The sequence below is a fragment of the Rhodococcus sp. DT1 genome (genome assembly GCF_049844875.1).
Taxonomy (GTDB): Bacteria; Actinomycetota; Actinomycetes; order Mycobacteriales; family Mycobacteriaceae; genus Rhodococcus.
The window spans coordinates 269,805-293,212 of record NZ_JBNCLW010000007.1 but is presented as its reverse complement, the minus strand read 5'-3'; the positions used below and the strand labels follow the sequence as shown (position 1 = coordinate 293,212).

Below are 23,408 nucleotides of genomic sequence, written 5' to 3'. Positions count from 1 at the left end.
ACGAGTGGGGCCCCGAACCTTGGAAGGTTCGGGGCCCCACTCGTGATGAAACGTGCCGGTCAGTGCTTCGTGTCGGGCAGGTTCGTCGTCGTCTCGGAACCGTTCGACTCGCCGTGCACGCGCTCCTGGTACTCACGGAGCGTGGTGCGCAGTTCGGCCTCGGCCTCGTGATGAGCCGCTTCGAGTGCAGCCGTCTCCTCAGCGGGGTCCGGACGCCACCAGCTGCCGGCCCCGGGCTTACCGGCGGTACCGAGACGGTTCATCGTCTTCGGGATCGCGGCGCCCTGGTACTCGAGCGGAACCGGGTGGCCGTGCTCGTCCACCGGGCCGAGCGGCTGGTGGATCTCGACGTACTCACCGTGCGGCAGGCGACGGACGATGCCCGTCTCGATGCCGTGCTCGAGGACCTGGCGGTCGCTGCGCTGGAGGCCCAGGCAGAACCGGTAGGCGATGTAGTACGCGAGCGGCGGCAGCACGACCAGGCCGATACGGCCCATCCACGTCGTTGCGTTGATCGAGATGTCGAACTTGTACGCGATGATGTCGTTGACGCACATGATGGTCGCGACCGCGTAGAAGGCCAGGGCCATCGCGCCGATGGCGGTACGAACCGGCACGTCGCGCGGACGCTGCAGCAGGTTGTGGTGTGCGTCGTCCTTGGTGAACCGCTTCTCGATCCACGGGTAGATCGTCAGGATCACGAACACCAGGCCCATGATCAGGGCGATCCAGAAGGGCTGCGGGATCGTGTAGCGGTTGAACAGGTACAGCTCCCATGCCGGCCAGATACGTGCCAGGCCGTCCGTCCACATCATGTAGATGTCGGGCTGAGAACCTGCGGAGACCTGCGATGGGTTGTACGGGCCGATGTTCCAGACCGGGTTGATCTGGAGAAGGCCGGACATCAGCGCGAGGACCGCGAAGGTCATCGCGAAGAACGCACCGGACTTCACCGCGAAGACCGGGAGGATGCGCACGCCGACGACGTTCTGCTCGGTGCGGCCGGGGCCGGGGAACTGGGTGTGCTTCTGGTACCACACCAGCGCGAGGTGCGCGGCGATGAGCGCCAGGATGATGCCCGGAACCAGCAGGACGTGCAGGACGTAGAAGCGCGGGATGATCAGGTCACCCGGGAAGTCGCCACCGAACAGGGCCCAGTGCATCCACGTGCCGATGACCGGGATGCTCAGCGTGATGCCGGAGAACGCGGCGCGGAGACCGGTACCGGAGAGCAGGTCGTCGGGGAGCGAGTAACCGAAGAAGCCTTCGAACATCGCCAGGATGAGCAGCAGCGAGCCGATCACCCAGTTGGCCTCACGAGGACGCCGGAACGCACCGGTGAAGAAGATGCGCAGCAGGTGCACCACGATGGACGCGGCAAACATCAGGGCAGCCCAGTGGTGGATCTGCCGGACGAACAGGCCGCCACGAACCTCGAAGGACAGGTTCAGGGTGGTCTCGTAGGCACGGGACATCCCCACGCCGCGCAGCGGCTGGTAGACGCCGTCGTACACGACGTGAGCCATCGACGGGTCGAAGAACAGGGTCAGGTAGACACCGGAGATCAGCAGGATGATGAACGCGTAGAGCGCGATCTCGCCCAGCAGGAACGACCAGTGTGTCGGGAAGACCTTGTTGATCTGCCGACGGATGCCTGCCGACAGGTGATACCGGGAATCGATGTTCTCGGCGGCCTGTGCGGCGCGGGATGGAGTTGCAGTACTCACGGGCGACGCTCCCAAAATGCCGGGCCGAGTGCCTCGGTGAAGTCACCGTTGGCGACCAGGAAGCCCTCTTCGTTCACTGTAATAGGCAGCTGCGGCAGTGCACGAGCAGCGGGACCGAAAATCGGCTTGCAGTACTCGAGTGCGTCGAACTGCGACTGGTGGCACGGGCAGAGAATGCGGTTGCTCTGCTGCTCGTACAGCGAGGTGGGGCAGCCGAGGTGGGTGCAGATCTTCGAGAAGGCGAAGTAGTCGCCGTAGTTGAAGCTCTCCTGGCCCTTGCGCTTGATGGCGCGTTCGGCATCCTCCGTGCGCAGACGGATGAGCATGACGGCGTTGCGGATGCCGCGAAGGCTCTGCAGCAGCGCGTGGTCGTCGCCACGGTCGGATTCACGGAACGGGAAGACCGTCTCCATGCCGCCGGCGTCGAGATCCTCCGGGCGAACCAGGACGATGTCCTGGGGCCGTCCGGTGTCGCGGCGCAGGTAGATGGTTTCGCCCTCGTAGTTCGGGGTCCAGCCCGAGACCCACAGCGGAGACTTGTCGCCCTGTGCCCACGGGTTCTTGATCAAGCCGCCGAGCGGCATGATCAGGCCGACGCCCAGTGCGCCGCCGCCGAAGATCGCGGTGCGCTTGATCAGCTTGCGACGCGGGAGCGTCGACGTGTCGAGCGAATCGGCGAGCTCGGCGACGATCGTCTTGCGATCGACCTCCGTCGACGGGCCGTCGTGGCGATCCTGGATCGACACCTCTTCGGGGATGAACTTCTTCGTGAACTGCACCGCGCCGACACCGATACCGAGGATCGACAGACCCAGGGTGAGGCCGAGCATCGGGGTGTACAGGTTGTACAACGTGTAGTTCGGGTCGCCCGGGCCCTGGTACTCCCACGGCCAGAACAGGTAGATCGCGATGAACGCGATACCTGCGATGCCGGCGAGCGCGAACCAGATCGCGACGCTTCGCTCGGCGCGCTTCTCGGCGCGGGTGCCCTCGACAGGCCACCGATCCTTGCGGAATGCGACATCGACACCGTCGAGATTCGTCCCGAGCGCGACGAGGTCGTCGCGGCTCATCTGTTCGAGGTTCTCGACCGAGTGCTTGTTAGTCGGCGTTTCGCCGCCACTCATGACCTTGCTCCGATCCACAGTGCAGCGCCGACGACGGCGACAATGCCGATGACCCACATCGTCGGGCCTTCGGCGGCCGGGCCGAACCCGCCCAATCCGTAGCCGCCGGGGTTCGTCGTCTCGCTGGCCGACTTGACGTACGCGATGATGTCCTGCTTCTCCTCGACCGTCAGCTGACGGTCGGAGAACTTCGGCATGTTCTGCGGCCCGGTGAGCATGGCCGTGTAGATCTGCTGTTCATTGGCCGGATCGAGGTTCGGCGCGAACTTTCCGGACGACAGCGCGCCGCCGCGGCCGGTGAAGTTGTGGCACGAAGCGCAGTTCTGGCGGAACAGTTCCGAACCGCGGCCGATGTCGTTGCCACGGAGCGAAGACTGGGAGATCTCGCCGTCTTCGTCACGGATGACCGTCGGGCCGCCGCCGTTCGCCTGGATGTAGGCACCGAGGGCGTCGGTCTGGGCCGCGTTGAACTTCGGTTCCTTGCGGAGCGCCTGGGCCTCGTTGCGCGAGGCCGGCATGCGACCGGAGGACACCTGGAAGTAGACGGCTGCCTCACCGACACCGATCAGGGTGGGACCGCGGTCCTGCACACCCTGCAGGTTGATGCCGTGGCATGTCACGCAGGAGGTCTCGTAGAGCTGCTTGCCCTCGCGGATCAGTGCGCTCTGGTCGTCCTGCGCAGTGGCCACCTGCGGGGCAGGGGTCAACGCGGAGGCGAGGAAGCCGGCGCTGAGCAGGCCGACCGCCAGGACCAGGGCGCCCGTGACGCGCCGGCGGAATTTGCGCTGGCGGCGGGACTTGGCAGCGGAAGCTGTCGAGGATCGACCGGGCATGTCACCCTCGGAACCGAGAGGTGGGGATGAACTCATCTGTATCCCTTTTTGTTTTGGGACGGACTGGACGTCAGGGGGCTGCCTGTGCGTTCAGCTGGCTAACGGATGAAATAGATCGTGGCAAACAGTGCGATCCACACGATGTCGACAAAGTGCCAGTAATACGAAACGACGATGGCTGCGGTGGCCTGCGCGGGCGTGAACTTGCTGACGCGGGTACGGACCAGCAGGAACACGAAGGCGACGAGGCCGCCGATCACGTGGAGGCCGTGGAAGCCCGTGGTGATGTAGAACACCGAGCCGTACACGCTGCTCGAGATGGACGTGCCGTGGTCGACCAGCGTGATGTATTCGTAGCCCTGCCCGAGCACGAAGAACGTGCCCATGGCGAGGGTGATCAGGTACCACCGTCGCAGCCCGAAGACGTCGCCGCGCTCGGCAGCGAACACGCCCATCTGGCATGTGAAGGAGGAGGCGATCAGCACCGTGGTGATCGGAACCGCCAGCCACAGGTTCAAGTGGGTGGGCGGCGGGGGCCACATGCCCTCCGGCGCCTGCGCCCGTGCCACGAAATACATGGCGAAGAGCCCTGCGAAAAACATGAGCTCGCTGGACAACCACACGATGGTGCCGACGCTGACCAGGTTGGGCCGGTTCAACGAGTGCACGCGCTGTGTGATTGCAGATCCTGAAGTCCCTACTGCGCTCGTCACGCTGGCTAGTATGACCCGTCGTAGTACGTCTTGGGCAATCGGGGCCGAAATAGGCGCGTCAGTGCTGGTCGCGCCCCGATAATTTCCCTGGTGGGGTCACCGTGCGGGCCTTCGGGGGACGTGCGAACCTGGTGCTATGAGTACCGGAAGTGGCTTGTGGGACCGGCTCCGCGCGATGGTGTCCCGGCGCCGGGCCCCCCTCGACCGGGAGCGTACGGATCTCGTCGTGGTGGTGTCCTCGTTCGACGACGCCGAGGCGTGTTCGACGGCCTTGACGCGCGGTGCCGAATCGGAGCCATATTGGACGGAATCCGACGAGGCGGTACTGCGCCACCATCTCACCCTTCCGCCCGACGCTGTCGACCGAGCCGTCGAACTGGCCGCACAGGACGGCTATACCGTCAGCGGCGCCCCGATGGAGGCGCCGGTCGCCGGGGACGCAAGCCTGACAGCACTGGTGTTGCAGCGCACCCAGGTTCTGGACGCGATGCACTGCGCCCAGGAGAAGTCCCGCATGGTCTCGCTCGCGCAGCGACTCGGTGGCACCGCGCTGGGGTGGGACGCGCTACAGCCCCCGGCATCGCCTGACTAAGCTTCGCGGCGGAGGGCACACCGGTGCCCGGTAGGGAGCGGCATGCGGCGAGGTCAGGTGCGATGAACGCGACTCGAGTGGTGGACGGGACGGGGACCACCTGGTCGTCGGTCCTCGGTGTGCTGACTGCCGGGCACGATCTCTCGCGCGAACAAGCACAGTGGGCGATGGAGGAGATCTTCTCCGACAACGCGACCGCCGCGCAGATCGCCGCCTTCGGTGTCGCGCTGAAGATGAAGGGGGAAACCCCTGACGAGCTGCGCGCGCTCGCGGACACCATGCTCGGCTACGCCCGGCTCGTGCCCGTCGACAACGACGTGGTCGACGTCGTCGGCACCGGCGGTGACCGCGCCGACACCGTGAACATCTCGACGATGGCGGCGATCGTCGTCGCGGCGTCCGGCATCCGCGTCGTCAAGCACGGCAACCGGGCGGCATCGTCGAAGAGCGGTGGCGCCGACGTGCTCGAGGCACTGGGCGTCCACATCGACCTCGGGCCGGAGGCGGTGGCCCAGTCGGTCGCCGAGGCAGGCATCGGTTTCTGCTTCGCGCCGGTCTACCACCCCGCGCTCCGGTTCGCCGCGGCCCCGCGCAAGCAGATCGGCATCCCGACAGCGTTCAACGTGCTGGGGCCGCTGACCAACCCGGCGCGCCCGCGCGCGGGTCTGATCGGATGCGCTTTCGAGAACCTCGTCGGCACGGTCGCCGGTGTGCTCGCCCAGCGCGGGAACTCCGCGCTGGTGGTACGCGGCGACGACGGCCTCGACGAACTCACCACCTCGACCACATCCACCGTCCACATCGTGCGGGACGGCGAGGTCCGGGTCGTCACCCTCGACCCGACCGATCTCGGCATCACCCGGGTACCGCTCGAGGCGCTACGCGGCGGAGACGCAGAGAAGAATGCCGCCATCGCCCGCGCGGTCCTGGCGGGGGAGACCGGGCCGGTGCGCGACGCGGTCCTGCTGAACGCGGCCGGTGCGATCGCGGCGTTCCGGGGCATCGGCGACAGTCTCGAGGAGGCGCTCGCGGCCGGACTCGAGGCCGCTGCTGCCGCGATCGACACCGGCCGGGCCGAAGAAGTCCTGCGCACGTGGTCCGAGGTGACCACCCGGCTCGGTGCCGCGCCGGGAATATAAGGAGTACGCGAACGGAGTGTGGGCCCGGACTCTTCGGAGTCCGGGCCCACACTCGTCCGCCGGGCGGATCAGCTACCGATCGAGAAACCCGCGTCCACGTCCGCGCTGGAGTAGGACTGGAAAGCGATGTGCGTGACGGTCTTCGTCACGCCTTCGACCTTGTTGATGCCGCGCGTGACCACTTCGGCGATCTGCTCGTGGTCGCGGACGCGCACCAGGGCCACCAGGTCGACGTCCCCGGCGCACGAGTACACCTTGTCTACCCCGGCCAGGTCGGCCACCGCTTGCGCGGTCTCCGGAATGCGGTGCGCTTCGGCGTCGATCAGGACGATGGCGTTGATCATGAGGGCTCCTTGCCTTCCTCGGGTTCCATCAGACTAGGTGGTCGTCCGCTCGTCGGGCGCCACCGCCGATACCGCGCGGGCGTCACGTGCCTTCTCGGCCCACTCGTTCCAGCGACCGGCGCCGAGAGCCGGTTCGCACCACCCGTGGCTGGTGCGGACGATACGGACGCCCCCGGAGTCCAGCCAGCGTGCCACCAGACCCAGTTCTTCGGGTGAGGCGCCCCGGAACGGCCCCGGGATCGGTCGCACCGTCTCCGCAGACGCGACGATCGCGTCCACCACCGGCATCGGCGGCACCCCCCGAGGCGCCACCCCGGCGGAGGCGAGTCTTCCCGCCCGCACGACCGCGAACTCCCACCCGCCCTCGTCGCGTGGACGCGCCGCGACGAGTTCGTCCACCGCGGCGAGCGCGGCGAGTCGCTGGGTGCGTCGCAGGGCCAGCAGCGTGCCGGCCGCGCGGTCGCGCAGACGTGCCGCATTCTCGAACAGTTCGTCGAGAACGAGCCGGTCGAGCCGGCCGTGCAGGTCGCGGAGAACCTCGTCGTCGCTACCCCGGATCACGGCGCGGGCCCGTTCGACCTGCGTCGAGTAAGCGGCCGCGTCCTGAACTCCGAAGGTCGCGGCTGCACACGCACCCACGGCCTCGGGCAGGCACCGGTCCCCGTGCTTGCCGGTACGGCCGATCCGGCGCGTACAGGTGCGGATCCCGCACAGTTCGGCGAGGTGGGCCGCGACCTCGGACGCCGCTGTGCGCGCCGAGAACGGCCCGATCGCATCGGTCGCGGGGGTGCGGCTGACCGCGAAACGCGGGAACGGGTCGTCTGTGAGCACGATCCACCACCCGCGGGTGGGGTACTTCGAGCGGCGGTTGTAGGGCGGCGCATGCGCTGCGAGCAACCGGAGTTCGCGCACACCCGCTTCGAGGCCGTGGGCGCACTCGACGTGGTCGATGCGGGTGGTCACCGCGACCATTTCACGCAGTCGTGGACGCGTCTCCGACCCGGTGAAGTAGGAGCGGACCCGGCGGTGGAGATCGACGGCGGTGCCGACGTAGAGCACTTCGTCCGACGGTCCGCGGAACATGTAGACACCCGGTCGCCGGGGCAGGTGCGCGGCGAGCGTGCGCTTGGCCCGTTGTTCGCTGGTGACGGCCGGGATGTAGTCCCGGAGCTCGGTGAGACTGTGGACGCCGAGATTGCCGACGCGCTCGATGAGCGCGTGCAGGACGTCCACGGTGGCGCGGGCGTCGTCGAGCGCGCGGTGTGTCGGCTGCGTCGAGACGCGGAAGAGCTGGGCGAGCGCCGAGAGTTTCACCGAGGGTGCCTCGTCGCGGCCCAGGACGCGACGCGCCAGTTTGACTGTGCAGACCACGGGGAAACGCGGCCACGCCGCGCCGCAGTGGGCAGTCGCGGCCTTGAGGAAACCGACATCGAATCCGGCGTTGTGGGCGACGAGTACCGAACCCGCGGCGAACTCGAGAAACGCCGGCAGCACCTCGTCGATCTTCGGTGCGGCGTACACCATCGCGGTGGTGATGCCGGTGAGCTGCACGATGTGCGGTGGGATCGCACGCCCCGGGTCCACCAGCGTCGCGAACTCGCCGAGGACCTCTCCGCCCCGGATCTTGACCGCGCCGATCTCGGTGATCGCGTCGTCGCCTGCCCGGCCCCCGGTGGTTTCCAAGTCGACGACGACGAAGGTGGTGTCTCGGAGCGGGGTGTCCAATTCGTCGAAGCCGAGCTGGACTCCGCGCCCGGATTCGGTGAACCGTGGCGGCGACGTCATGCGGCGAGCCTAGGAATCGGCACCGACACGGCCTCCGGCCCCTCCGTCACGGCCCGTGCCCGGGCCGTGACATCACCTCGGAAAACGACGCCGGCAGGGGTGTGGACGGGCGCAAGAGACGAGCGTCACAGGGGTCTTTCGGTTTGGGACACAGGGCCGTTGGACTGCCTCGAAACATACCGATCGGCCCGCCCCCGCGGCCGCGCCGGCACGGGGCGGCCGCGAGGGCGCACCCGCCGGGAGAATGGGCCGGAGACCTGGGAAAGCGTCCGCACGGACGTCGTGGGAACCGGGGTGGACCCCGCCGCGGCGCGCGCGGCGCGCGAGGTAAAGCAGACCGGTCGTTATTGCTTCGTTACCGAAGGGGAGCGTCCGGCGTAAAAGTGACGAAAATTAAACCAAAAGGGACAATGCTCACGCGAGGCACTCGACTTCTCCGTTGCCGTTTCGTAATCTTCTCGAGACCAAGCGGAGAGTTTTCCGGCCCACTCCCGTGTCGGAGCCGCTCGGTCACCGCCTAATCGGAGGCTCCAGTCGCGGAGCATCCGAGCCGGGGACCCACTTAGTACCTGGGGTGAATCCCTTCAGCCGCTCGCCGGCGAAGGGTAGGGCTGACTTCCGGCCCGAACCCGTCAGCTAACTCGGTCGGCGGGTGAACGGAAGAAATGGAGCACCCCCCTCGTGGTTTCGCAGAACAACAAGCGCACCGTTCGGCGCGCGCTCGTCGCCGGAGCCATCGCGCTCGGCGCAGTTACCGTCTCGGCCGGCCCCGCCATGGCGGACACCGTCACCATCCCCGGTGTGGGATCCTTCGACCTCCCCGCCGGCGTCACCCTGCCGCCCGAGGTCGCCAACCTCATCCCCCAGCAGGCCGGAACCGCCCCCGCGCCTGCGGCATTCACCGCTCCGTACACCTCGGTCGGCCAGCGTGCGGCCGACGCCGCCCAGAGCAAGATCGGGTCCCCCTACGTGTACGGCGCCGCCGGCCCGAACTCGTTCGACTGCTCCGGTCTCGTGCAGTGGGCCTACCAGCAGGCCGGACTGAACGTTCCCCGCACCAGCTACGACCAGGCATCTGCCGGTCAGGCCGTGAACATCTCCGACCTGATGCCGGGCGATGTCGTGTCGTTCTACGGCGGAAGCCACACCGGGATCTACGTCGGTGGCGGCAACATCGTGCACGCGTCCACCTCGAGCCAGCCGGTGAAGATCGCGCCGCTCGACTCGATGCCGGTCGATGGAGCACGCCGCTTCTGATCCGTCGGTATGCAGCTACGTGAGGGTGGGTCCGGCTCAGGCCGGGCCCACCCTCACGTCGTAGTCCGGGTTGCGCCACCGGGTAGACACAAACGTATGCCGTTCCGTAACCTCATCGAGACCTTTGGAAAGGATGCGCCTTCGTGGTTTCCGATAGGACGAAGCAGGCAATTCGTGCGTTGCTGGCGGTTGCGGTCTTGATGGCACTGGCCGTCTCCACCTCGCCCGCGGGGGCGCAGCCGGTGGACGACAGCCCCACAGCAAAGCTCGAACACCTGGCGGACCTGTCCCGTCGGTCCGAACAGACCACCGAAGCCCTTCACAACGCCGGGCTGGACCTCGAGAAGAAGATCGCCGACCAGCAGTCCACCGAGGCGGTCGCCGCCGAGGACCGCGACGCGCTGGATCTGGCGCGCGCCGAGGTCGCCCGGTTCAAGCCCACCGTGGACAAACTCACGCAGGCGAACTACCGGGGTGCCCGCACCAACCGGCTCTTCGCCCTCATGGTCAGTGATTCCCCGCAGCAGATGCTCGACCAGATGGTGCTGCTCGACGTCCTCGGCGCCCAGACGGCCCGCGACGTCGAACGATTCAAGGTCGCCACGGCCGCGGCCGCCGAAGTGGCCGCCTCGTCACAGCGATCTGCGGAAGCCGCCGCCGTCGCCGCCGAGGAGGCACAGGTACTCCGGGACGATCTGCAACGCCGCAAGGCCGAACTCGAAGCCGATATCGCCGGCGTCCTCGACGCCTTCGACGCGCTGAGCGACCAGGAAAAGGAAGTGCTCGCGGGCACTCCCTTCCCGCCCGGTCTCGACGCCGACACGATCCTGCAGCACCTCGTCCCCGGCACCGGTGGGGGAGCGCTCCGCGCTGCCATGACCCGGATCGGCGACCCGTACGTGTGGGGCGCGACCGGACCGAACCAGTTCGACTGCTCGGGTCTCGTCGTGTGGGCGTACAACCAGGTGGGCAAGACCCTGCCGCGCTCGAGCCAGGCCCAGGCACAGGGTGGCATTCCCGTCTCGCGCGACAACCTTCAGCCCGGCGACGTGGTGATCTTCTACGACGACGCCTCCCACGTGGGCCTCTACGCGGGCGACGGCAACATCGTGCACGCGTCCACGTTCGGTGTGCCGGTGAAGGTGCAGTCGATGGCAAGCTTCCCTTTCCACAGCGCACGCCGCTACTGACCGGGCGGGCGGCCCCTTACACTGGCCGCCGTGCCTGCGCCTGCGTCGACAAACCGTCATCGGCGGTGGGAACGTCTCGGCTTGGCCGGGCTCGTCCTCGCCGTCGTCACTGCCGGTGTGCTGCTCGTCGTCGCACCCGCGGACTCGGCCGACACCGATCAGACGACCCGCACCGAACTGCAGTCGCTGGTCGATCGCTGGGCGGATGCGGTGCGCCGCGCCGACCGCGACGCGCTGGCGTCGGTGATCGACCCGGCCGCCACAGCGCTGCTCGAGTCCGAAACGCTGCGCGCGGAGTCGCTCCGGGCGGTGCCCCTCGCCGATTTCGGATACGAGATGGGACCCGAACCGGACCTCGACGTACCCACGACGCTCACCGCCGCGTTCGGCGCGGACCCGGTGCGCGCGCACATCGTCTATCTCCGCTACGCGGTCGACGGCGTAGACGAGGAACCGACCCGCCGTCCCGTCACGGCGTTGTTCGTCGAGCGGTCCGGCGGATGGCTGCTCGCAGACGATGCACCCGTGATCCCCGGCGCGGTCACGTGGCGCGGCCCCTGGGACCACGGACCCCTCCACGTCGCGGAGGTCGCGACCGCCGGAGGCCGCTCGCTGGTGATAGGACCCACCGACCGCCACGACCTCATCGAGGCGACGGCGACCGAACTCGACTCCGCCGTCGACGCCGTCTCCGAAGTATGGGGAGAGGAATGGTCACGGCGCGCCCTCGTCGTCGCGACGGGATCGCGGGAGGAATTCACACACCAGGTGGGAACCCGCCACGACGGCGAGGAAATCGCGGCCGTCGCCGTCTCGGACGCCGTCCGGCCGGGGACGGACACCGCGACCGGGCAGCGGATCGTCTTCGCTCCGGATGCCGGGGAACGCCTCACCCGTCAGGGTCTGCGCGCACTGCTGCGGCACGAGATGGTGCACATCGCCACCCGGACCGAGACGGTCGACGGCTCCCCGCTGTGGGTCCTCGAGGGATATGCCGACTACATCGGGTACCGCGGAACGGGCACGGACCCCGCGGGCGGCGTCACCGCGAACGACCTTCGCCGGATCGCACCGACCCTCGTCCAGGATTCCCTCCGCAACGGCCTGCCCCGTGCGCTACCCGACGATGCCGAGTTCACCGCCGGTCAGGGCGCACGCAGCGCCTACGAGAAGGCGTGGTCGGTCGCGGCATTCACCGCCGAGGAGTTCGGCGTCGACAGTTTGACGTCGCTGTACCGGGCGCTCTCGACGGGACCGGCCGAGCCGGACGAGGTCGACGACGCGCTCCGGGAGGTCGTGGGACTCGGGACCGGCGACTACGTCGGCCGGTGGGGCGACTGGGTCTCCGAACGACTCACCGTGGGCTGAGCCGACCCGTCCATCCGGACCCGGTCCGGACATCGCTACGGTGTAGCCATGTCGCGAACTCTGCTGGTCACGAATGACTTTCCGCCCCGACCCGGCGGTATCCAGTCGTACCTGCAGGCGTTCGCCGGCCAGTTGCGTGCCGAGGATCTCGTTGTCTATGCGCCTCGCTGGCGCGGGGACAGTCACGTGACGTTCGACGCGCAGCAGCCGTACGAGGTGGTGCGGCATCCCACGACACTGATGCTCCCCACCCCGGACGTCGCTCGACGCGCCGCGCGGCTCGTGTCCGAGTACGGCTGCGACAGCGTGTGGTTCGGAGCATCCGCACCGCTGGCGCTGATGGCTCCCGCCATGCGACGCGCCGGGGCGCAGCGCGTGATCGCGAGTACCCACGGTCACGAGGTCGGCTGGTCGATGGTGCCGGGCGGACGTCAGGCGCTACGCCGGATCGGCGACCACACCGACACCATCACCTATGTGAGCCGCTACACGCGCAGCCGATTCGCGTCGGCTTTCGGCCCGCATGCCGCGCTCGAGCATCTCCCGTCGGGGGTGGACACCGACGTCTTCTGCCCGGACCCGGTCGCACGCGCCGAGTTGCGGGCCCGGTACCGGCTCGGCGACCGCCCGACGGTGCTGTGCCTGTCGCGGCTCGTCCCGCGCAAAGGCCAGGACATGCTGATCCGCGCGCTGCCCGAGATCCGGCGCCGGATCGACGGCGCGGTCCTCGTCATCGTCGGCGGTGGCCCCTACGAGGACCGGCTCCGCGACCTCGCGCACCGCACCGGTGTCACCGACCACGTCGTCTTCACCGGTGGCGTTCCCGCCGCCGAACTCGCGGCGCATCACACCATCGCCGACGTGTTCGCCATGCCGTGCCGGACCCGGGGTGGGGGACTCGATGTCGAAGGACTCGGCATCGTGTATCTCGAAGCGTCCGCGACGGGTGTCCCCGTGGTCGCGGGGCGGTCCGGGGGCGCGCCCGAAACCGTGCGGGACGGGGAGACCGGGTTCGTCGTCGACGGCACGTCCGTGACCGCGATCGCGACAGCCGTCAGCGGGATCCTCGCCGACCGGGACCGGGCCGCGGCGATGGGTGCGGCGGGACGCGAATGGGTCTCGACAGAGTGGCGATGGGACGTCCTGGGCGCAAAGCTGCGCCGGCTCCTCGAGGTGGACCCCGCGCCTTCGGCGACGGATCCCGATCGGCGGGGCGACGGACGGACACCGTCGGCGGATATGTGAAGCTGTCCCCGTGAGCAGCATTCAGGTGGCGGACCAAACCTTCATCGCCGCACCCCCGGAACGGATCGCGACCGCCCTGGCGTCGCCCGCGCGATGGCGCGAGTGGTGGCCCGAGCTCGCGCTCACGGTCCGGGAGGACCGAGCCGAGAAGGGCATCCGGTGGGCCGTCGCAGGCCCGCTGAACGGCACGATGGAAGTGTGGATCGAACCGGTTCTCGACGGAGCCGTCGTCCACTACTTCCTGCACTGTGAACCGACGGGTGTCGCGCCGTCGCGCATCGCATCGCTGAACATCGCCGGCATCACCCGCGAGCGGCGCGTCGCGGGAAAGAAGATGGCGTTCGAGGTGAAGGCACGCCTCGAGGCGGGTCGTCCGGCGGGCGAATCCCCGCGCCTGTGAGGTCGTAGCCGCCGGATACGGTGTGTGGTAGACAACGGCGACGGCGCCGAGCGCGCCGTGTCGGGTGGACGGACGAAAGGGAGCATTCATCGCATGGCCGATAAGACCAAGAGGTCGATCACCATCGATGCGCCGGCCGATCGGGTCATGGCTGTCATCGCCGACTTCGCCGCCTACCCGACATGGGTCGAAGCCGCCAAAACCGTCGAGGTACTGAGCACCGGGCCGGACGGTCTCGCCGACCGGGTCCGCTTCGTGCTCGACGCCGGAATCGTGAAGGACACGTACGTCCTGCGATACCAGTGGGCCGAAGACGGCCGCGCCGTGAGCTGGGAACTCGAATCCGGAGAGATCCAGAAGGCGCAGTCCGGCTCGTACGTTCTCAACGACACCCCGGACGGCGGAACGGTCGTCGACTACCAGCTCACCGTGGACGTCAACATCCCGATGATCGGACTGTTCAAGCGCAAGGCGGAGAAGGTCATCACCGACACCGCGCTCAAGGAACTGAAGAAGCAGGTGGAGGGCTGAGCACCTCGAGCGAGGCCACCCCCGCGCGCGTGCGTGTGTTCTTCGGCAAGGGCGGAGCAGGCAAGACCACGCTGGCCGCGGCGACGGCGCTCGGCATCGCCCGCACCGGCGCACCGGTGCTCATCGCCTCGATCGACCAGGCGCATTCGCTGTCCGGCGTCCTCGACGTCGCCCCCGGTGAAGGTGTGCGCTCGGCAGGCGACGGAGTCGACCTGATCGAGGTCGATTCGCTCGCGTTGCTCGAGCAACGCTTCGCGAGCCTGGCGTCGCTGGCGTCCATCGCCGCGGGCCACGAGCACGGCGACCGCTTCGCTCTGCCCGCGCCCGAAGAACTCACCGGCCTTCCCGGGGTGGAGGAACTGCTCGCCCTCTCGGAAGTGGCGCGATTGGCCGACAGCGGACGCTGGCACACCGTGATCGTCGACGCCCCCGCATCGGCCGACGCGGTGCGCATGCTCGCGGCGCCGCGCACGATCTCGGATTACATGGACCGCATCTGGCCGCAGCACAGCCGCGTCGAGGCGGCGATCGGACCGGACCCGCGCCTGACGGTCGTCGTGGCGTTGTTCGACCGGATTCTCTCCGGGATCGGGGCCACCCGCGACCTGTTCGAGAACCCGGACAGGACCACCGCCGTGCTCGTCTCCACTCCCGACCGTGCGGGTCGTGCGGAGATGGTCCGGCTCCGCTCGTGGGCCGCTCTGATCGGCCTGACACTCGAGGCCGTCGTCGCCAACGGGATCGTGCCGGCATTCGACGGCGACGGTCCGGCAGCCGGGTGGCTCGCGCGCCGGCGTGCCGACCAACTGGCGGTGCTCGACGAGATGACCTCGATCGTCACCGAGGTGCCGGTGGTCGGGTGTGAGCAACGCGACGAAGAACCGGTAGGGTGGGCGTCTCTCGGAGACCTGGCGACCGATATCCGGGATCTCTGCGATCCGGCCACCCTTCGCGACGGCGTGGAACGGGTTCGCGTACAGCACGAATCGGGGACGGGGGTGGACGCGGTGTATGCGATGCGGATGTATCTGCCGCTGGCGGACCCGGCGTCGCTGACATTGGGACGAGTCGACGACCACCTGGTGGTCGGTGCCGACGGCATCCGCCGCCGGGTGCACCTCGCCTCGGTGCTGCGCAGATGCACGGTGTCCGACGCGGAGTTCGACGGCACCGATCTGCTCGTGCGCTTCGTGCCCGACCCGGCGGTGTGGCCGCAGTGAGCAAGAACGACCACGACGCCCTCCTCGCCGACTTGCGGGTCCTGGCCGACACGGTTCTCGACTACATGGACGGCGTGGCCGAACAACTTGCCGGTCGCGGCGACGTCCCGGACCCGGTTCCGGAGAAGGCGGCAGCGCACGCCGACGCAGGCGAATCCGGGCGGCCGGCGACCACCGGATGCTCCTGGTGCCCGGTGTGTGCGGTGGCGGCGCTGGTCAACGGCGAGAACCACGAGTTGCTCACACGCCTCGCGTCCCAGCTCGCGGCGTTCATCGCGCTGGTACGCGAACTGCTCGCGCGGTATCTCCCACCGCGGCCCGACCCGTCGGCGCCCACGGATCCGACGCCCCCGGAGCCTCGCGACAACGGCGGGGGATTCGTGCCGATTTCCGTCACCATCCGCCCCTGACCCCGCAGGCTGTAGGTATGAACCTGGACCCGCGGCAGCGCGATTCATCCGACCGCCACACGATCGGAATCGATGTGGGCGGCACCAGCATCCGCGCTGCGGTGGTGAACCGTGGCGGCGAAGTGGTCGATTCGGTGCGAGCGCAGACTCCCGGGTCGGCCCCCGTACTCGAGGACGCCCTGCACCGCGTCGTACGGCAGCTCGCCGAACGTAACGATGTCGCTGCGGTCGGTCTTGCGGTCGCGGGATTCCTCACGGCCGACTGCACCACCGTGCGGTTCGCGCCGCATCTCCCGTGGGTCGGTGCCCCGGTCGGGGCGACGCTCACCGAGAGATTCGGGTTGCCCGTAGTGCTCGAGCACGACGCCAACGCCGCGGCGTGGGCCGAGTACCGGTTCGGGGCGGCGGCCGGGAGCAGAGTCGCGGTGGTCGTCGCACTCGGAACCGGAATCGGTGCCGCCCTGCTCATCGACGGCCGGCTGTACCGCGGGGCCTACGGCGTCGCGCCGGAACTCGGCCATCTCCAGGTGGTGCCGGACGGGCGGCCGTGCCCGTGCGGCAAGCGCGGGTGCTGGGAAAGATACTGCAGCGGAACAGCACTCGTCGATACCGCGGTCGAGATGCTTGCCGCGGACCCCGGCAGGTCTCAGCTCGCGGCACACGTCGCCGCCGATCCCGGTTCGCTCACCGGGCGCCGGATCGCCGGCGCCGCGCAGGACGGCGACCCACTCGCGGTGGCCGCGATCGCGGAGTTCGCCCGGTGGCTCGGGCTGGGACTGGCGATGGTGGCCGACATCTACGACCCCGAAATCATCGTGGTGGGAGGCGGGGTGTCCGGCTCGGCGTCGTTGTTCCTCGACGACGCCCGAGAGCACTACGCCGCCGCGACCACCGGTGCCGGGCATCGGCCTCTCGCGCGGGTCCGCGTGACCCAACTCGGCGACGCGGCTGGGCTCGTCGGGGCGGCGGACCTCGCCCGCGCGGCGATCGAGGGGTGAGATCCTCGTCACCTCGGCGGCGTATGCGTGGGGCCGGGCACGTTGCCGATGTGCGTGTGGTGGGCGCATCGTCGTAGAGTCGACCGACGGGCCGGTTGTGCTGCCCGCACCGATCTATGTCGGGGACCGATCTATGTCGGGGAAGGATGCCATGTGGTACTGGCTGTTGAAGTACGTTCTGCTGGGCCCGCTGCTCTTGCTGATGGGACGCCCGAAATTCGAAGGCGGCGAGCATATTCCCGTCAACGGTCCGGCCATCCTGGCGAGTAATCACCGCGCGGTCCTCGACTCGTTCTACCTTCCCCTCCTGGTGCGGCGGCGGATCACCTTCCTCGCCAAGAGCGAGTACTTCACCGGCACGGGCCTCAAGGGTCGCTTCCAGCGCTGGTTCTTCTCCGCGGCCGGCCAGGTGCCCATCGACCGCACCAGCGCCGATGCCGCGCAGGACGCTCTCGCGGCCGGCATCCGCGTCCTCGGTCAGCAGAAACTCCTCGGCATCTACCCGGAGGGCACCCGCTCGCCCGACGGGCGTCTGTACAAGGGCAAGACCGGCCTCGCCCGGCTCGCGCTCGAGACCGGCGTCCCCGTCATTCCGGTTGCGATGATCGGGACCGACCAGATGAACCCCATCGGATCCAAGATGTGGCGTCCGGCGAAGGTCACCGTACGCATCGGCAAGCCCATCGACTTCTCGCGTTTCGAAGGGATGGGCGGCAACCGGTTCGTCGAGCGCACCGTCACCGACGAAGTCATGTACGCGCTCATGCAGTTGTCGGGCCAGGAGTACGTCGACATCTATGCGGCCTCCCTCAAGGAGCCGAAGCCCCAGGACATCGCGGAAGGGAAGGCTGCCGTCGAGCCTCCCGCGGCGGATCGCCTGCCCGACACCCAAGCGGGCTGATCGCGCCGCGACCCCGCGGGCACGCTCGCCGGTCCCACCGGCATAATGTGAGTACGTGCGCTACTTCTACGACTGCGAGTTCATCGAGGACGGTCGAACCATCGAACTCGTATCGATCGGTGTCGCCTGCGAAGACGGACGCGAGTTCTACGCGGTGTCAACGGAGTTCGATCCCGACCGGGCCGGGGAGTGGGTGCGCCGCAATGTTCTCCCGAAGCTGCCTCCTCGGTCGCATCCCGCGTGGCGTTCGCGCGAGCGGATCCGCGACGACCTGCTGAAGTTCCTCGTTCCCAGGCCGGGCGTCCAGCCGGAACTCTGGGCGTGGATCGGCGCATACGACCACGTCGTCCTGGTGCAATTGTGGGGAACCATGCCGGAACTGCCGGAGGTACTCCCGAGGTACACGCGCGAACTGCGCCAGCACTGGGAATACGCAGGCCGGCCCCCGCTGCCCCGGGTCCCGGACGACAACCACGACGCGCTCGCCGACGCCCGCCACAACCTCGCGAAGTTCGAGGCGATCGAGGTCGCGCGCCGCTCCCGGTGACACCGCGATACGGGGTGATCGCACGGCAGAGCGCGCCGGGTCATATCCTGGTTCTGTGAACTGGACTGTGGACGTGCCGATCGACCGCTTGCCCGAACTGCCTCCACTTCCGGCGGAGCTGCGCGACCAACTCGACGCGGCGCTCGCCAAGCCGGCGTTGCAACAGCCGAGCTGGCCGGAAGATCAGGCGGCCGCGATGCGGACCGTGCTCGAGAGCGTGCCCCCGATCACCGTGCCGAGCGAGGTCGAGGAGCTGCAGCGACAGCTCGCGTCCGTCGCCCGCGGTGAGGCCTTCCTCCTGCAGGGAGGCGACTGCGCGGAGACGTTCGCCGACAACACCGAACCGCATATCAAGGGCAACATCCGCACACTGCTGCAGATGGCCGTCGTCCTCACCTACGGCGCGTCGACGCCGGTGGTCAAGGTCGCGCGGATCGCCGGTCAGTACGCCAAGCCCCGCTCGTCCGACACGGATGCGCTGGGCCTGAAGTCCTACCGCGGCGACATGATCAACTCCCTCGTCGCCGAGGAGAGTGTGCGCGCACACGACCCGTCGCGGCTGATACGCGCCTACGCCAACGCGAGTGCCGCGATGAACCTCGTGCGCGCCGCCACCGCCGCCGGTGAGGCCGACCTGCACCGCGTGCACGACTGGAACCGCGCCTTCGTGGCGTCGTCGCCGGCCGGTGCGCGGTACGAGGCGCTCGCCTCCGAGATCGACCGCGGCCTGCGCTTCATGGATGCCTGCGGCGTGGTCGACCCCAACCTGCGGGCCGCGACCATCTTCGCCAGCCACGAGGCACTCGTCCTCGACTACGAGCGCGCGATGTTGCGTCTCGACACCTCCGGTGACGAACCGCGTCTGTACGACCTGTCGGCGCACTTCCTGTGGATCGGCGACCGCACCCGTCAGCTCGACGGAGCGCACATCGCGTTCGCCGAACTGCTGTCGAACCCGATCGGCCTGAAGATCGGCCCGTCGACGACACCGGAGATGGCCGCCGAATACGTCGAGCGCCTCGACCCCACCAACAAGCCCGGTCGCCTGACGCTGATCTCCCGTATGGGTCACGGGAAGGTCCGGGACGTGCTGCCCGGTATCGTCGCGGCCGTCGAGGCCACCGGCCACAAGGTGATCTGGCAGTGCGATCCGATGCACGGCAACACCCACGAGGCATCGACCGGGTACAAGACCCGCCACTTCGACCGCATCGTCGACGAGGTCCAGGGCTTCTTCGAGGTGCATCGTGCGCTCGGCACCCACCCCGGCGGCATCCACATCGAACTCACCGGCGAGAACGTCACCGAGTGCCTCGGCGGCGCTCAGGACATCTCCGACCTCGACCTGCACGGTCGGTACGAAACGGCGTGCGACCCCCGGCTCAACACCCAGCAGTCGATCGAACTGGCGTTCCTCGTCGCCGAGATGCTGCGGGGCTAGCACTCCACCCCGGATACGGCTCCGCCCCGGATATCACTACCCCCGGTGGCGGAACCGATCAGGGCAGCGCGGTCAGAGTGATCGTGCTGCCCTCTTCGGCGCGACCGTTCGCACCCGGGCTCTGAGCGATCACCACCGAACGGTCGGAGTCGGCGACCTGCCGCACCGACACGTCGAACCCCAGTTCCTGCAGTTCGTCCCGTGCCGAGCCGACGGACCGTCCGAGCATCGACGGCACCTTGACCGCGTTGGACACCAGCAAAGTCAGAGTGCTGCCCGCGCGGACTTCGGTACCCGCCTCCGGATCGGTGCCCGCGACCCGACCGCCGTCGACCTCGGGATCGAACACCTCCCGCACGTCCTGCACCGTCAGGCCGGCTTCGTCCAGGATGCGCCGGGCCTCGTCGACGGTCCGCCCGGCGAGGTCGGGCAGGTCCACCGGCGGGGAACCCTTGCTCACCACCACTTTGACCTGCGATCCGACGGGCAGGACTGTCCCCGGCGCCGGATCGAGCGCCGCGACACCACCCTCGGGGACTGTCGTGCTGAATGCGCTTCCGCCGTCCACGGGCTCGAACGTGCGCCGGCGCAATTCGTCCTCGACGACCGACAGCTCCCCTGATCCGGCGACATTCGGAACCGTGGGCGGCCCCAGCGAGACCAGTAGCGCGACGGAGTTGCCGTCCGGGACACGGGAGCCCGTCGGGGGATCGGTGCCCAGCACCGTCTCGGGCGGGATGTCGTCGGAATACTCGCCGCGTACCTCGGCCGTCAGCCCGGCCGCTTCGATCGCGGAGACCGCGGCCGCGCGGTCCAGGCCGTTGACCGTCGGTACGTCCGTGAGCCGGCCGGCGCCGAGCCACCATCCCGCAACGCCCATGAACAGGGCCAGTACGAGAATTGCCGCGATCCACCCCACCACCGAGCGCCGGTGCCGATGATGCTCGTGCGCGTAGTCGGGCTGCGGCGCGGGCTGCTCCGGGTCGGAGCGAGGGTGCGGCTGCGTGACGACCTTGGTGTGCATCGTGCGGGTGGGATGCAGATCGGCCTGCGGCACCGCGCCGGGATCCGCGGGGGCGCCCTGCTCGGGTACGGCCGGGTGGACGGCGGTGGGAGCGTGCGACGACGTCGACTCCGGTGACGAGATCACCGTCGTGGCAGGTTCTGCCCGGGACGCCGCACCTCCCGCAGCAGCAGCAGGAGCTGCGGCAGCGGGCGCAGCGCTGGTCGCGAGAGCCGACCGGCGCGGAGCCGGTACACGGTAACGGGGAAGATCGAGCGCTTCACACGCCTCGTTGAGCGCGCGGGCCATCGCTTCGGCGTCGTCGAACCGTTCGCCGGGCTCGCGTTCGGTGGCGCGCCGCACCAACTCGTCGAATTCCTCGGGCACCCCGTCGATCCAGGACCCCGGATCGGGCACGTCCTTCTCGACGCGCTGGTACGCCACGGACAGTGACGTGTCGCCGGAGAAGGGCGTGCGGCCGGTGAGCATCTCGAACACGAGGACACCGGCGGAGTAGACGTCGCTCCGGGCGTCCGCACTCCCGGCGGTGACCTGCTCGGGAGACAGGTACGCCGCCGTGCCGAGGATGACGCTGCGCGAGGTGGTGGTGGCCGCCGCGACCGCCCGGACCAGACCGAAGTCGGCGATCTTGACCTCTCCGGCCTCGGAGATGAGAACGTTCTCGGGTTTGACGTCGCGGTGCACGAGACCCGCGCGGTGGGCGACAGCCAGCGCTCCGAGGACGGGCGCGGCGACGGCAGCGGCGGCGTGCGGCGGCATCGGCCCGCGTTCGCGGAGCAGTTCGCGCAGCGTGCCGCCTTCGACCAGTTCCATGACCAGGAAAACGTGGTCACCATCCTGGCCTTGGTCGTATACGGCGACGAGACCGGGATGGTTGAGTCGTGCGACGGCGCGTGCCTCGAACTCGAAGCGGGCAAGGAACTGCGGATCGGCCGCGAACTGCGGATCCATGACCTTCACCGCGACCGGACGATCGAGACGCAGATCTGTCGCGCGGTAGACCGTGGACATCCCGCCGCGCGCAATCCGCGATTCGATGCGATAGCGCCGATCGAGCACGACGCCGACCATTCGGTCGCCTCCAGCGGTCACCCGGTGTACTCCCGTCTCTGGTGTGGAACATCGGTGTGGAGCATTGATGTGGAACATCGACAACCGGCACCGGACGCGACTGCCGTGGTACCGGCGAGACGGAGTACGTCGTCGCCTGCGCGGAAGCCGATCTCGTCCTCTGTAGATGGTAGCCAGCCCACAAAAGCGGCAGCCGCGTAGATGGCTGCGGGTGGGCGACGATACCGTGGAGCAGTGAGTTCGATTCCCTATTGCGACGACGTCCTCGACCCCTCCATATCGGTCTATCAGCTCGTCGACGTGGCAAAACGCCTCGACGTCCCGATTGTCCGCGTGCACCAGATGCTGCGCGACCGGCAGTTGCTCGCCTTCAAGCGCAACCGTGTCCCCGTGGTACCCAAGGCATTCTTCGGCGACGACGGGCAGGTACTCCGCCAGCTTCGCGGCCTTCTCGCCCTGCTCCACGACGGTGGATTCCGCGACGAAGAGATCCTCGAGTGGCTCTTCCAGGAAGACGACACGCTGCCGGGTGACTGCCCGATCGCCGCGCTGCACACCGACTCGGCGCGCGAGGTCATGCGGCGCGCTCAGGCTGCCGCCATCTGACGGACGCCCCGACCGATCCCGCGACGAACTGCGTGAGCACGACCGCGGCGCGGGTGCGCCGCGGGACCGTCACTCGCCGGTCCAGAACCCGGAAGCCGCTCGCCTCGACCTCGTCGAGGATTCGCCCGTAGAGCACGAACGCGGCACGGATGCCCGGTCGCACCCGGTCGGGTAGCAGATCCAGACCCGGTTCGGCCTTGCGGTATTCGGCGCGGGCCAGCGCGACCGCGTGGGCCAGAGCCCGCCGGACACGGGGATGCACCGTGCCGGTGCGGCGGCCTTCCCGCAGCAGTTCGACATCGACCCCGAACGACGCCCACAGCTCGACCGGAAGGTAGAGACGGTCGCGGTCGAGATCCTCACCGACGTCGCGGATGAAGTTCGTGAGCTGGAATGCCGTGCCCAGCGCGGAGGCGTGCGGCACCGCGTCCGGGTCGTCGACGCCGAACACCGGGAGCAGTTCGAGACCGATCACCACGGCGGAGCCGTACATGTAGTCGTACAACTCGGCCATGTCGCGGTAGTGGCTGTGGTGCTCGGGCGTACCGGGCACATCCATGCGCATCGATCGGAGGAACGCCTCGAAATAGGCGATCGGAACATCGTATCGGCGCACCGTCTCGGCGAGAGCACGCAGTACGAGGCCCAGTTCGTCCGGCCGGCCCGGTTCTCCGGCGAGAGCGGCCCGGAACCGGCGCTCTGTGGCGGCGAGCCCGCGGGCGGCCTCGACGGGATCGTCGACCGCGGTCACGTCGACGAGGTCGTCGACCACCCGCGCGAACCCGTACAGGGCGTGGACCGCGCGTCGCTGCGAGGCCGGGAGCAGCCGCGCCGCGAGGTGGTACGTGCGCCCGTGCTCCGCGGTGAGACGAGCACAGTGTGCGAACGCCGCGTCGAGGTCGTCGGGGCGTGGTCGGGGAGCCTGCGGATCGAACACTC

23 protein-coding genes and 1 riboswitch are annotated in these 23,408 nt (G+C 68.7%); of the genes, 15 read left to right on the top strand and 8 right to left on the bottom strand.

Annotated features, from left to right (window positions below):
• Positions 1-59: 59 nt before the first annotated feature.
• From ACLQ3J_RS18980 to ACLQ3J_RS18965, 4 genes are all read right to left on the bottom strand, one after another.
• Positions 60-1,727 (bottom strand): cytochrome bc1 complex cytochrome b subunit, encoded by a 1,668-nt coding sequence (locus tag ACLQ3J_RS18980; protein WP_169620196.1) that lies wholly within the window; start codon positions 1,725-1,727, stop codon positions 60-62.
• Positions 1,724-2,854, bottom strand: coding sequence for a cytochrome bc1 complex Rieske iron-sulfur subunit (locus ACLQ3J_RS18975; protein ID WP_169620195.1), 1,131 nt, complete (start codon positions 2,852-2,854; stop codon positions 1,724-1,726). Before ACLQ3J_RS18975 ends, ACLQ3J_RS18980 begins: the two co-directional genes overlap by 4 nt.
• On the bottom strand, positions 2,851-3,723 hold the full coding sequence (locus tag ACLQ3J_RS18970; protein WP_206036642.1) for a cytochrome bc1 complex diheme cytochrome c subunit: 873 nt from the start codon (positions 3,721-3,723) through the stop codon (positions 2,851-2,853). The genes ACLQ3J_RS18975 and ACLQ3J_RS18970 overlap by 4 nt, the downstream gene beginning before the upstream one ends.
• A gap of 62 nt (positions 3,724-3,785) precedes the next feature.
• Positions 3,786-4,400, bottom strand: a complete 615-nt coding sequence (locus ACLQ3J_RS18965; RefSeq protein WP_422425333.1) for an aa3-type cytochrome oxidase subunit III — start codon at positions 4,398-4,400, stop codon at positions 3,786-3,788.
• Positions 4,401-4,536: 136 nt separating this feature from the next.
• On the opposite strand from ACLQ3J_RS18965, the gene ACLQ3J_RS18960 reads away from it, so the two are divergent.
• Together ACLQ3J_RS18960 and trpD are read left to right on the top strand one after the other, a co-directional pair.
• Complete coding sequence (locus ACLQ3J_RS18960) at positions 4,537-4,992, top strand: hypothetical protein (RefSeq protein WP_425904146.1); 456 nt, start codon at positions 4,537-4,539, stop codon at positions 4,990-4,992.
• 62 nt (positions 4,993-5,054) lie between these two features.
• Positions 5,055-6,131, top strand: coding sequence for an anthranilate phosphoribosyltransferase (gene trpD, locus ACLQ3J_RS18955; RefSeq protein ID WP_422425331.1), 1,077 nt, complete (start codon positions 5,055-5,057; stop codon positions 6,129-6,131).
• A gap of 68 nt (positions 6,132-6,199) precedes the next feature.
• Here the strand turns inward: trpD and ACLQ3J_RS18950 are convergent, their stop codons facing one another.
• Positions 6,200-6,475, bottom strand: coding sequence for an Lrp/AsnC family transcriptional regulator (locus ACLQ3J_RS18950; RefSeq protein WP_072699135.1), 276 nt, complete (start codon positions 6,473-6,475; stop codon positions 6,200-6,202).
• A 33-nt stretch (positions 6,476-6,508) separates the two neighbouring features.
• Positions 6,509-8,260 carry a DEDD exonuclease domain-containing protein gene (locus ACLQ3J_RS18945; protein WP_296550455.1) on the bottom strand — a complete coding sequence of 584 codons (1,752 nt, stop codon included), beginning with the start codon at positions 8,258-8,260 and terminating at the stop codon, positions 6,509-6,511.
• Positions 8,261-8,764: 504 nt separating this feature from the next.
• Positions 8,765-8,927: riboswitch (cyclic di-AMP (ydaO/yuaA leader) on the top strand.
• 14 nt (positions 8,928-8,941) lie between these two features.
• Here ACLQ3J_RS18945 and ACLQ3J_RS18940 point away from each other — a divergent pair.
• From ACLQ3J_RS18940 to ACLQ3J_RS18885, 12 genes are all read left to right on the top strand, one after another.
• Positions 8,942-9,517, top strand: a complete 576-nt coding sequence (locus tag ACLQ3J_RS18940) for a C40 family peptidase (protein ID WP_169620191.1) — start codon at positions 8,942-8,944, stop codon at positions 9,515-9,517.
• A 143-nt stretch (positions 9,518-9,660) separates the two neighbouring features.
• Entirely contained in the window at positions 9,661-10,707 is a 1,047-nt protein-coding gene (locus ACLQ3J_RS18935) for an NlpC/P60 family protein (protein WP_378527467.1), read from the top strand.
• Between the two features lie 30 nt (positions 10,708-10,737).
• Positions 10,738-12,075: a hypothetical protein gene (locus ACLQ3J_RS18930; protein ID WP_169653054.1), complete on the top strand. Its 1,338-nt coding sequence runs from the start codon at positions 10,738-10,740 to the stop codon at positions 12,073-12,075.
• Between the two features lie 48 nt (positions 12,076-12,123).
• Positions 12,124-13,320: a glycosyltransferase family 4 protein gene (locus ACLQ3J_RS18925; protein WP_378527465.1), complete on the top strand. Its 1,197-nt coding sequence runs from the start codon at positions 12,124-12,126 to the stop codon at positions 13,318-13,320.
• Positions 13,321-13,330: 10 nt separating this feature from the next.
• Entirely contained in the window at positions 13,331-13,720 is a 390-nt protein-coding gene (locus tag ACLQ3J_RS18920; RefSeq protein ID WP_169620188.1) for a polyketide cyclase / dehydrase and lipid transport, read from the top strand.
• Between the two features lie 93 nt (positions 13,721-13,813).
• A complete protein-coding gene (locus ACLQ3J_RS18915) occupies positions 13,814-14,251 on the top strand; it encodes an SRPBCC family protein (protein ID WP_169620187.1) in 438 nt (145 codons plus the stop codon).
• 29 nt (positions 14,252-14,280) lie between these two features.
• Positions 14,281-15,471, top strand: a complete 1,191-nt coding sequence (locus ACLQ3J_RS18910) for an ArsA family ATPase (protein ID WP_425904145.1) — start codon at positions 14,281-14,283, stop codon at positions 15,469-15,471.
• Complete coding sequence (locus ACLQ3J_RS18905; protein WP_169620185.1) at positions 15,468-15,881, top strand: hypothetical protein; 414 nt, start codon at positions 15,468-15,470, stop codon at positions 15,879-15,881. Before ACLQ3J_RS18910 ends, ACLQ3J_RS18905 begins: the two co-directional genes overlap by 4 nt.
• 17 nt (positions 15,882-15,898) lie before the next feature.
• Positions 15,899-16,879 (top strand): ROK family protein, encoded by a 981-nt coding sequence (locus ACLQ3J_RS18900; protein ID WP_425904143.1) that lies wholly within the window; start codon positions 15,899-15,901, stop codon positions 16,877-16,879.
• Between the two features lie 151 nt (positions 16,880-17,030).
• The gene (locus ACLQ3J_RS18895; protein ID WP_169620382.1) at positions 17,031-17,780 is read left to right on the top strand and encodes a lysophospholipid acyltransferase family protein; all 750 of its coding nucleotides are present in this window, start codon (positions 17,031-17,033) and stop codon (positions 17,778-17,780) included.
• A 55-nt stretch (positions 17,781-17,835) separates the two neighbouring features.
• Complete coding sequence (locus tag ACLQ3J_RS18890) at positions 17,836-18,327, top strand: polyadenylate-specific 3'-exoribonuclease AS (protein ID WP_169620183.1); 492 nt, start codon at positions 17,836-17,838, stop codon at positions 18,325-18,327.
• 55 nt (positions 18,328-18,382) lie between these two features.
• The gene (locus ACLQ3J_RS18885) at positions 18,383-19,768 is read left to right on the top strand and encodes a class II 3-deoxy-7-phosphoheptulonate synthase (RefSeq protein ID WP_169620182.1); all 1,386 of its coding nucleotides are present in this window, start codon (positions 18,383-18,385) and stop codon (positions 19,766-19,768) included.
• A 58-nt stretch (positions 19,769-19,826) separates the two neighbouring features.
• Here the strand turns inward: ACLQ3J_RS18885 and pknB are convergent, their stop codons facing one another.
• On the bottom strand, positions 19,827-21,884 hold the full coding sequence (gene pknB / locus ACLQ3J_RS18880) for a Stk1 family PASTA domain-containing Ser/Thr kinase (protein ID WP_425904141.1): 2,058 nt from the start codon (positions 21,882-21,884) through the stop codon (positions 19,827-19,829).
• Between the two features lie 213 nt (positions 21,885-22,097).
• On the opposite strand from pknB, the gene ACLQ3J_RS18875 reads away from it, so the two are divergent.
• Positions 22,098-22,469 carry an Rv2175c family DNA-binding protein gene (locus tag ACLQ3J_RS18875; protein WP_296549052.1) on the top strand — a complete coding sequence of 124 codons (372 nt, stop codon included), beginning with the start codon at positions 22,098-22,100 and terminating at the stop codon, positions 22,467-22,469.
• On the opposite strand, the gene ACLQ3J_RS18870 is transcribed toward ACLQ3J_RS18875, so the two are convergent.
• Positions 22,438-23,406 (bottom strand): phytoene/squalene synthase family protein, encoded by a 969-nt coding sequence (locus ACLQ3J_RS18870; protein WP_425904140.1) that lies wholly within the window; start codon positions 23,404-23,406, stop codon positions 22,438-22,440. The two genes, ACLQ3J_RS18875 and ACLQ3J_RS18870, sit on opposite strands and share 32 nt — an antisense overlap.
• Between the last annotated feature and the right edge of the window lie 2 nt (positions 23,407-23,408).

Excerpts from the sequence above, each read along its gene's own strand:
- ACLQ3J_RS18975 (WP_169620195.1), bottom strand. The coding sequence starts at position 2,854 with ATGAGTGGCGGCGAAACGCCGACTAACAAGCACTCGGTCGAGAACCTC.
- ACLQ3J_RS18970 (WP_206036642.1), bottom strand. The coding sequence starts at position 3,723 with ATGAGTTCATCCCCACCTCTCGGTTCCGAGGGTGACATGCCCGGTCGA.
- ACLQ3J_RS18960 (WP_425904146.1), top strand. The coding sequence starts at position 4,537 with ATGAGTACCGGAAGTGGCTTGTGGGACCGGCTCCGCGCGATGGTGTCC.
- trpD (WP_422425331.1), top strand. The coding sequence starts at position 5,055 with ATGAACGCGACTCGAGTGGTGGACGGGACGGGGACCACCTGGTCGTCG.
- ACLQ3J_RS18950 (WP_072699135.1), bottom strand. The coding sequence starts at position 6,475 with ATGATCAACGCCATCGTCCTGATCGACGCCGAAGCGCACCGCATTCCG.
- ACLQ3J_RS18945 (WP_296550455.1), bottom strand. The coding sequence starts at position 8,260 with ATGACGTCGCCGCCACGGTTCACCGAATCCGGGCGCGGAGTCCAGCTC.
- ACLQ3J_RS18925 (WP_378527465.1), top strand. The coding sequence starts at position 12,124 with ATGTCGCGAACTCTGCTGGTCACGAATGACTTTCCGCCCCGACCCGGC.
- ACLQ3J_RS18915 (WP_169620187.1), top strand. The coding sequence starts at position 13,814 with ATGGCCGATAAGACCAAGAGGTCGATCACCATCGATGCGCCGGCCGAT.
- ACLQ3J_RS18900 (WP_425904143.1), top strand. The coding sequence starts at position 15,899 with ATGAACCTGGACCCGCGGCAGCGCGATTCATCCGACCGCCACACGATC.
- ACLQ3J_RS18895 (WP_169620382.1), top strand. The coding sequence starts at position 17,031 with ATGTGGTACTGGCTGTTGAAGTACGTTCTGCTGGGCCCGCTGCTCTTG.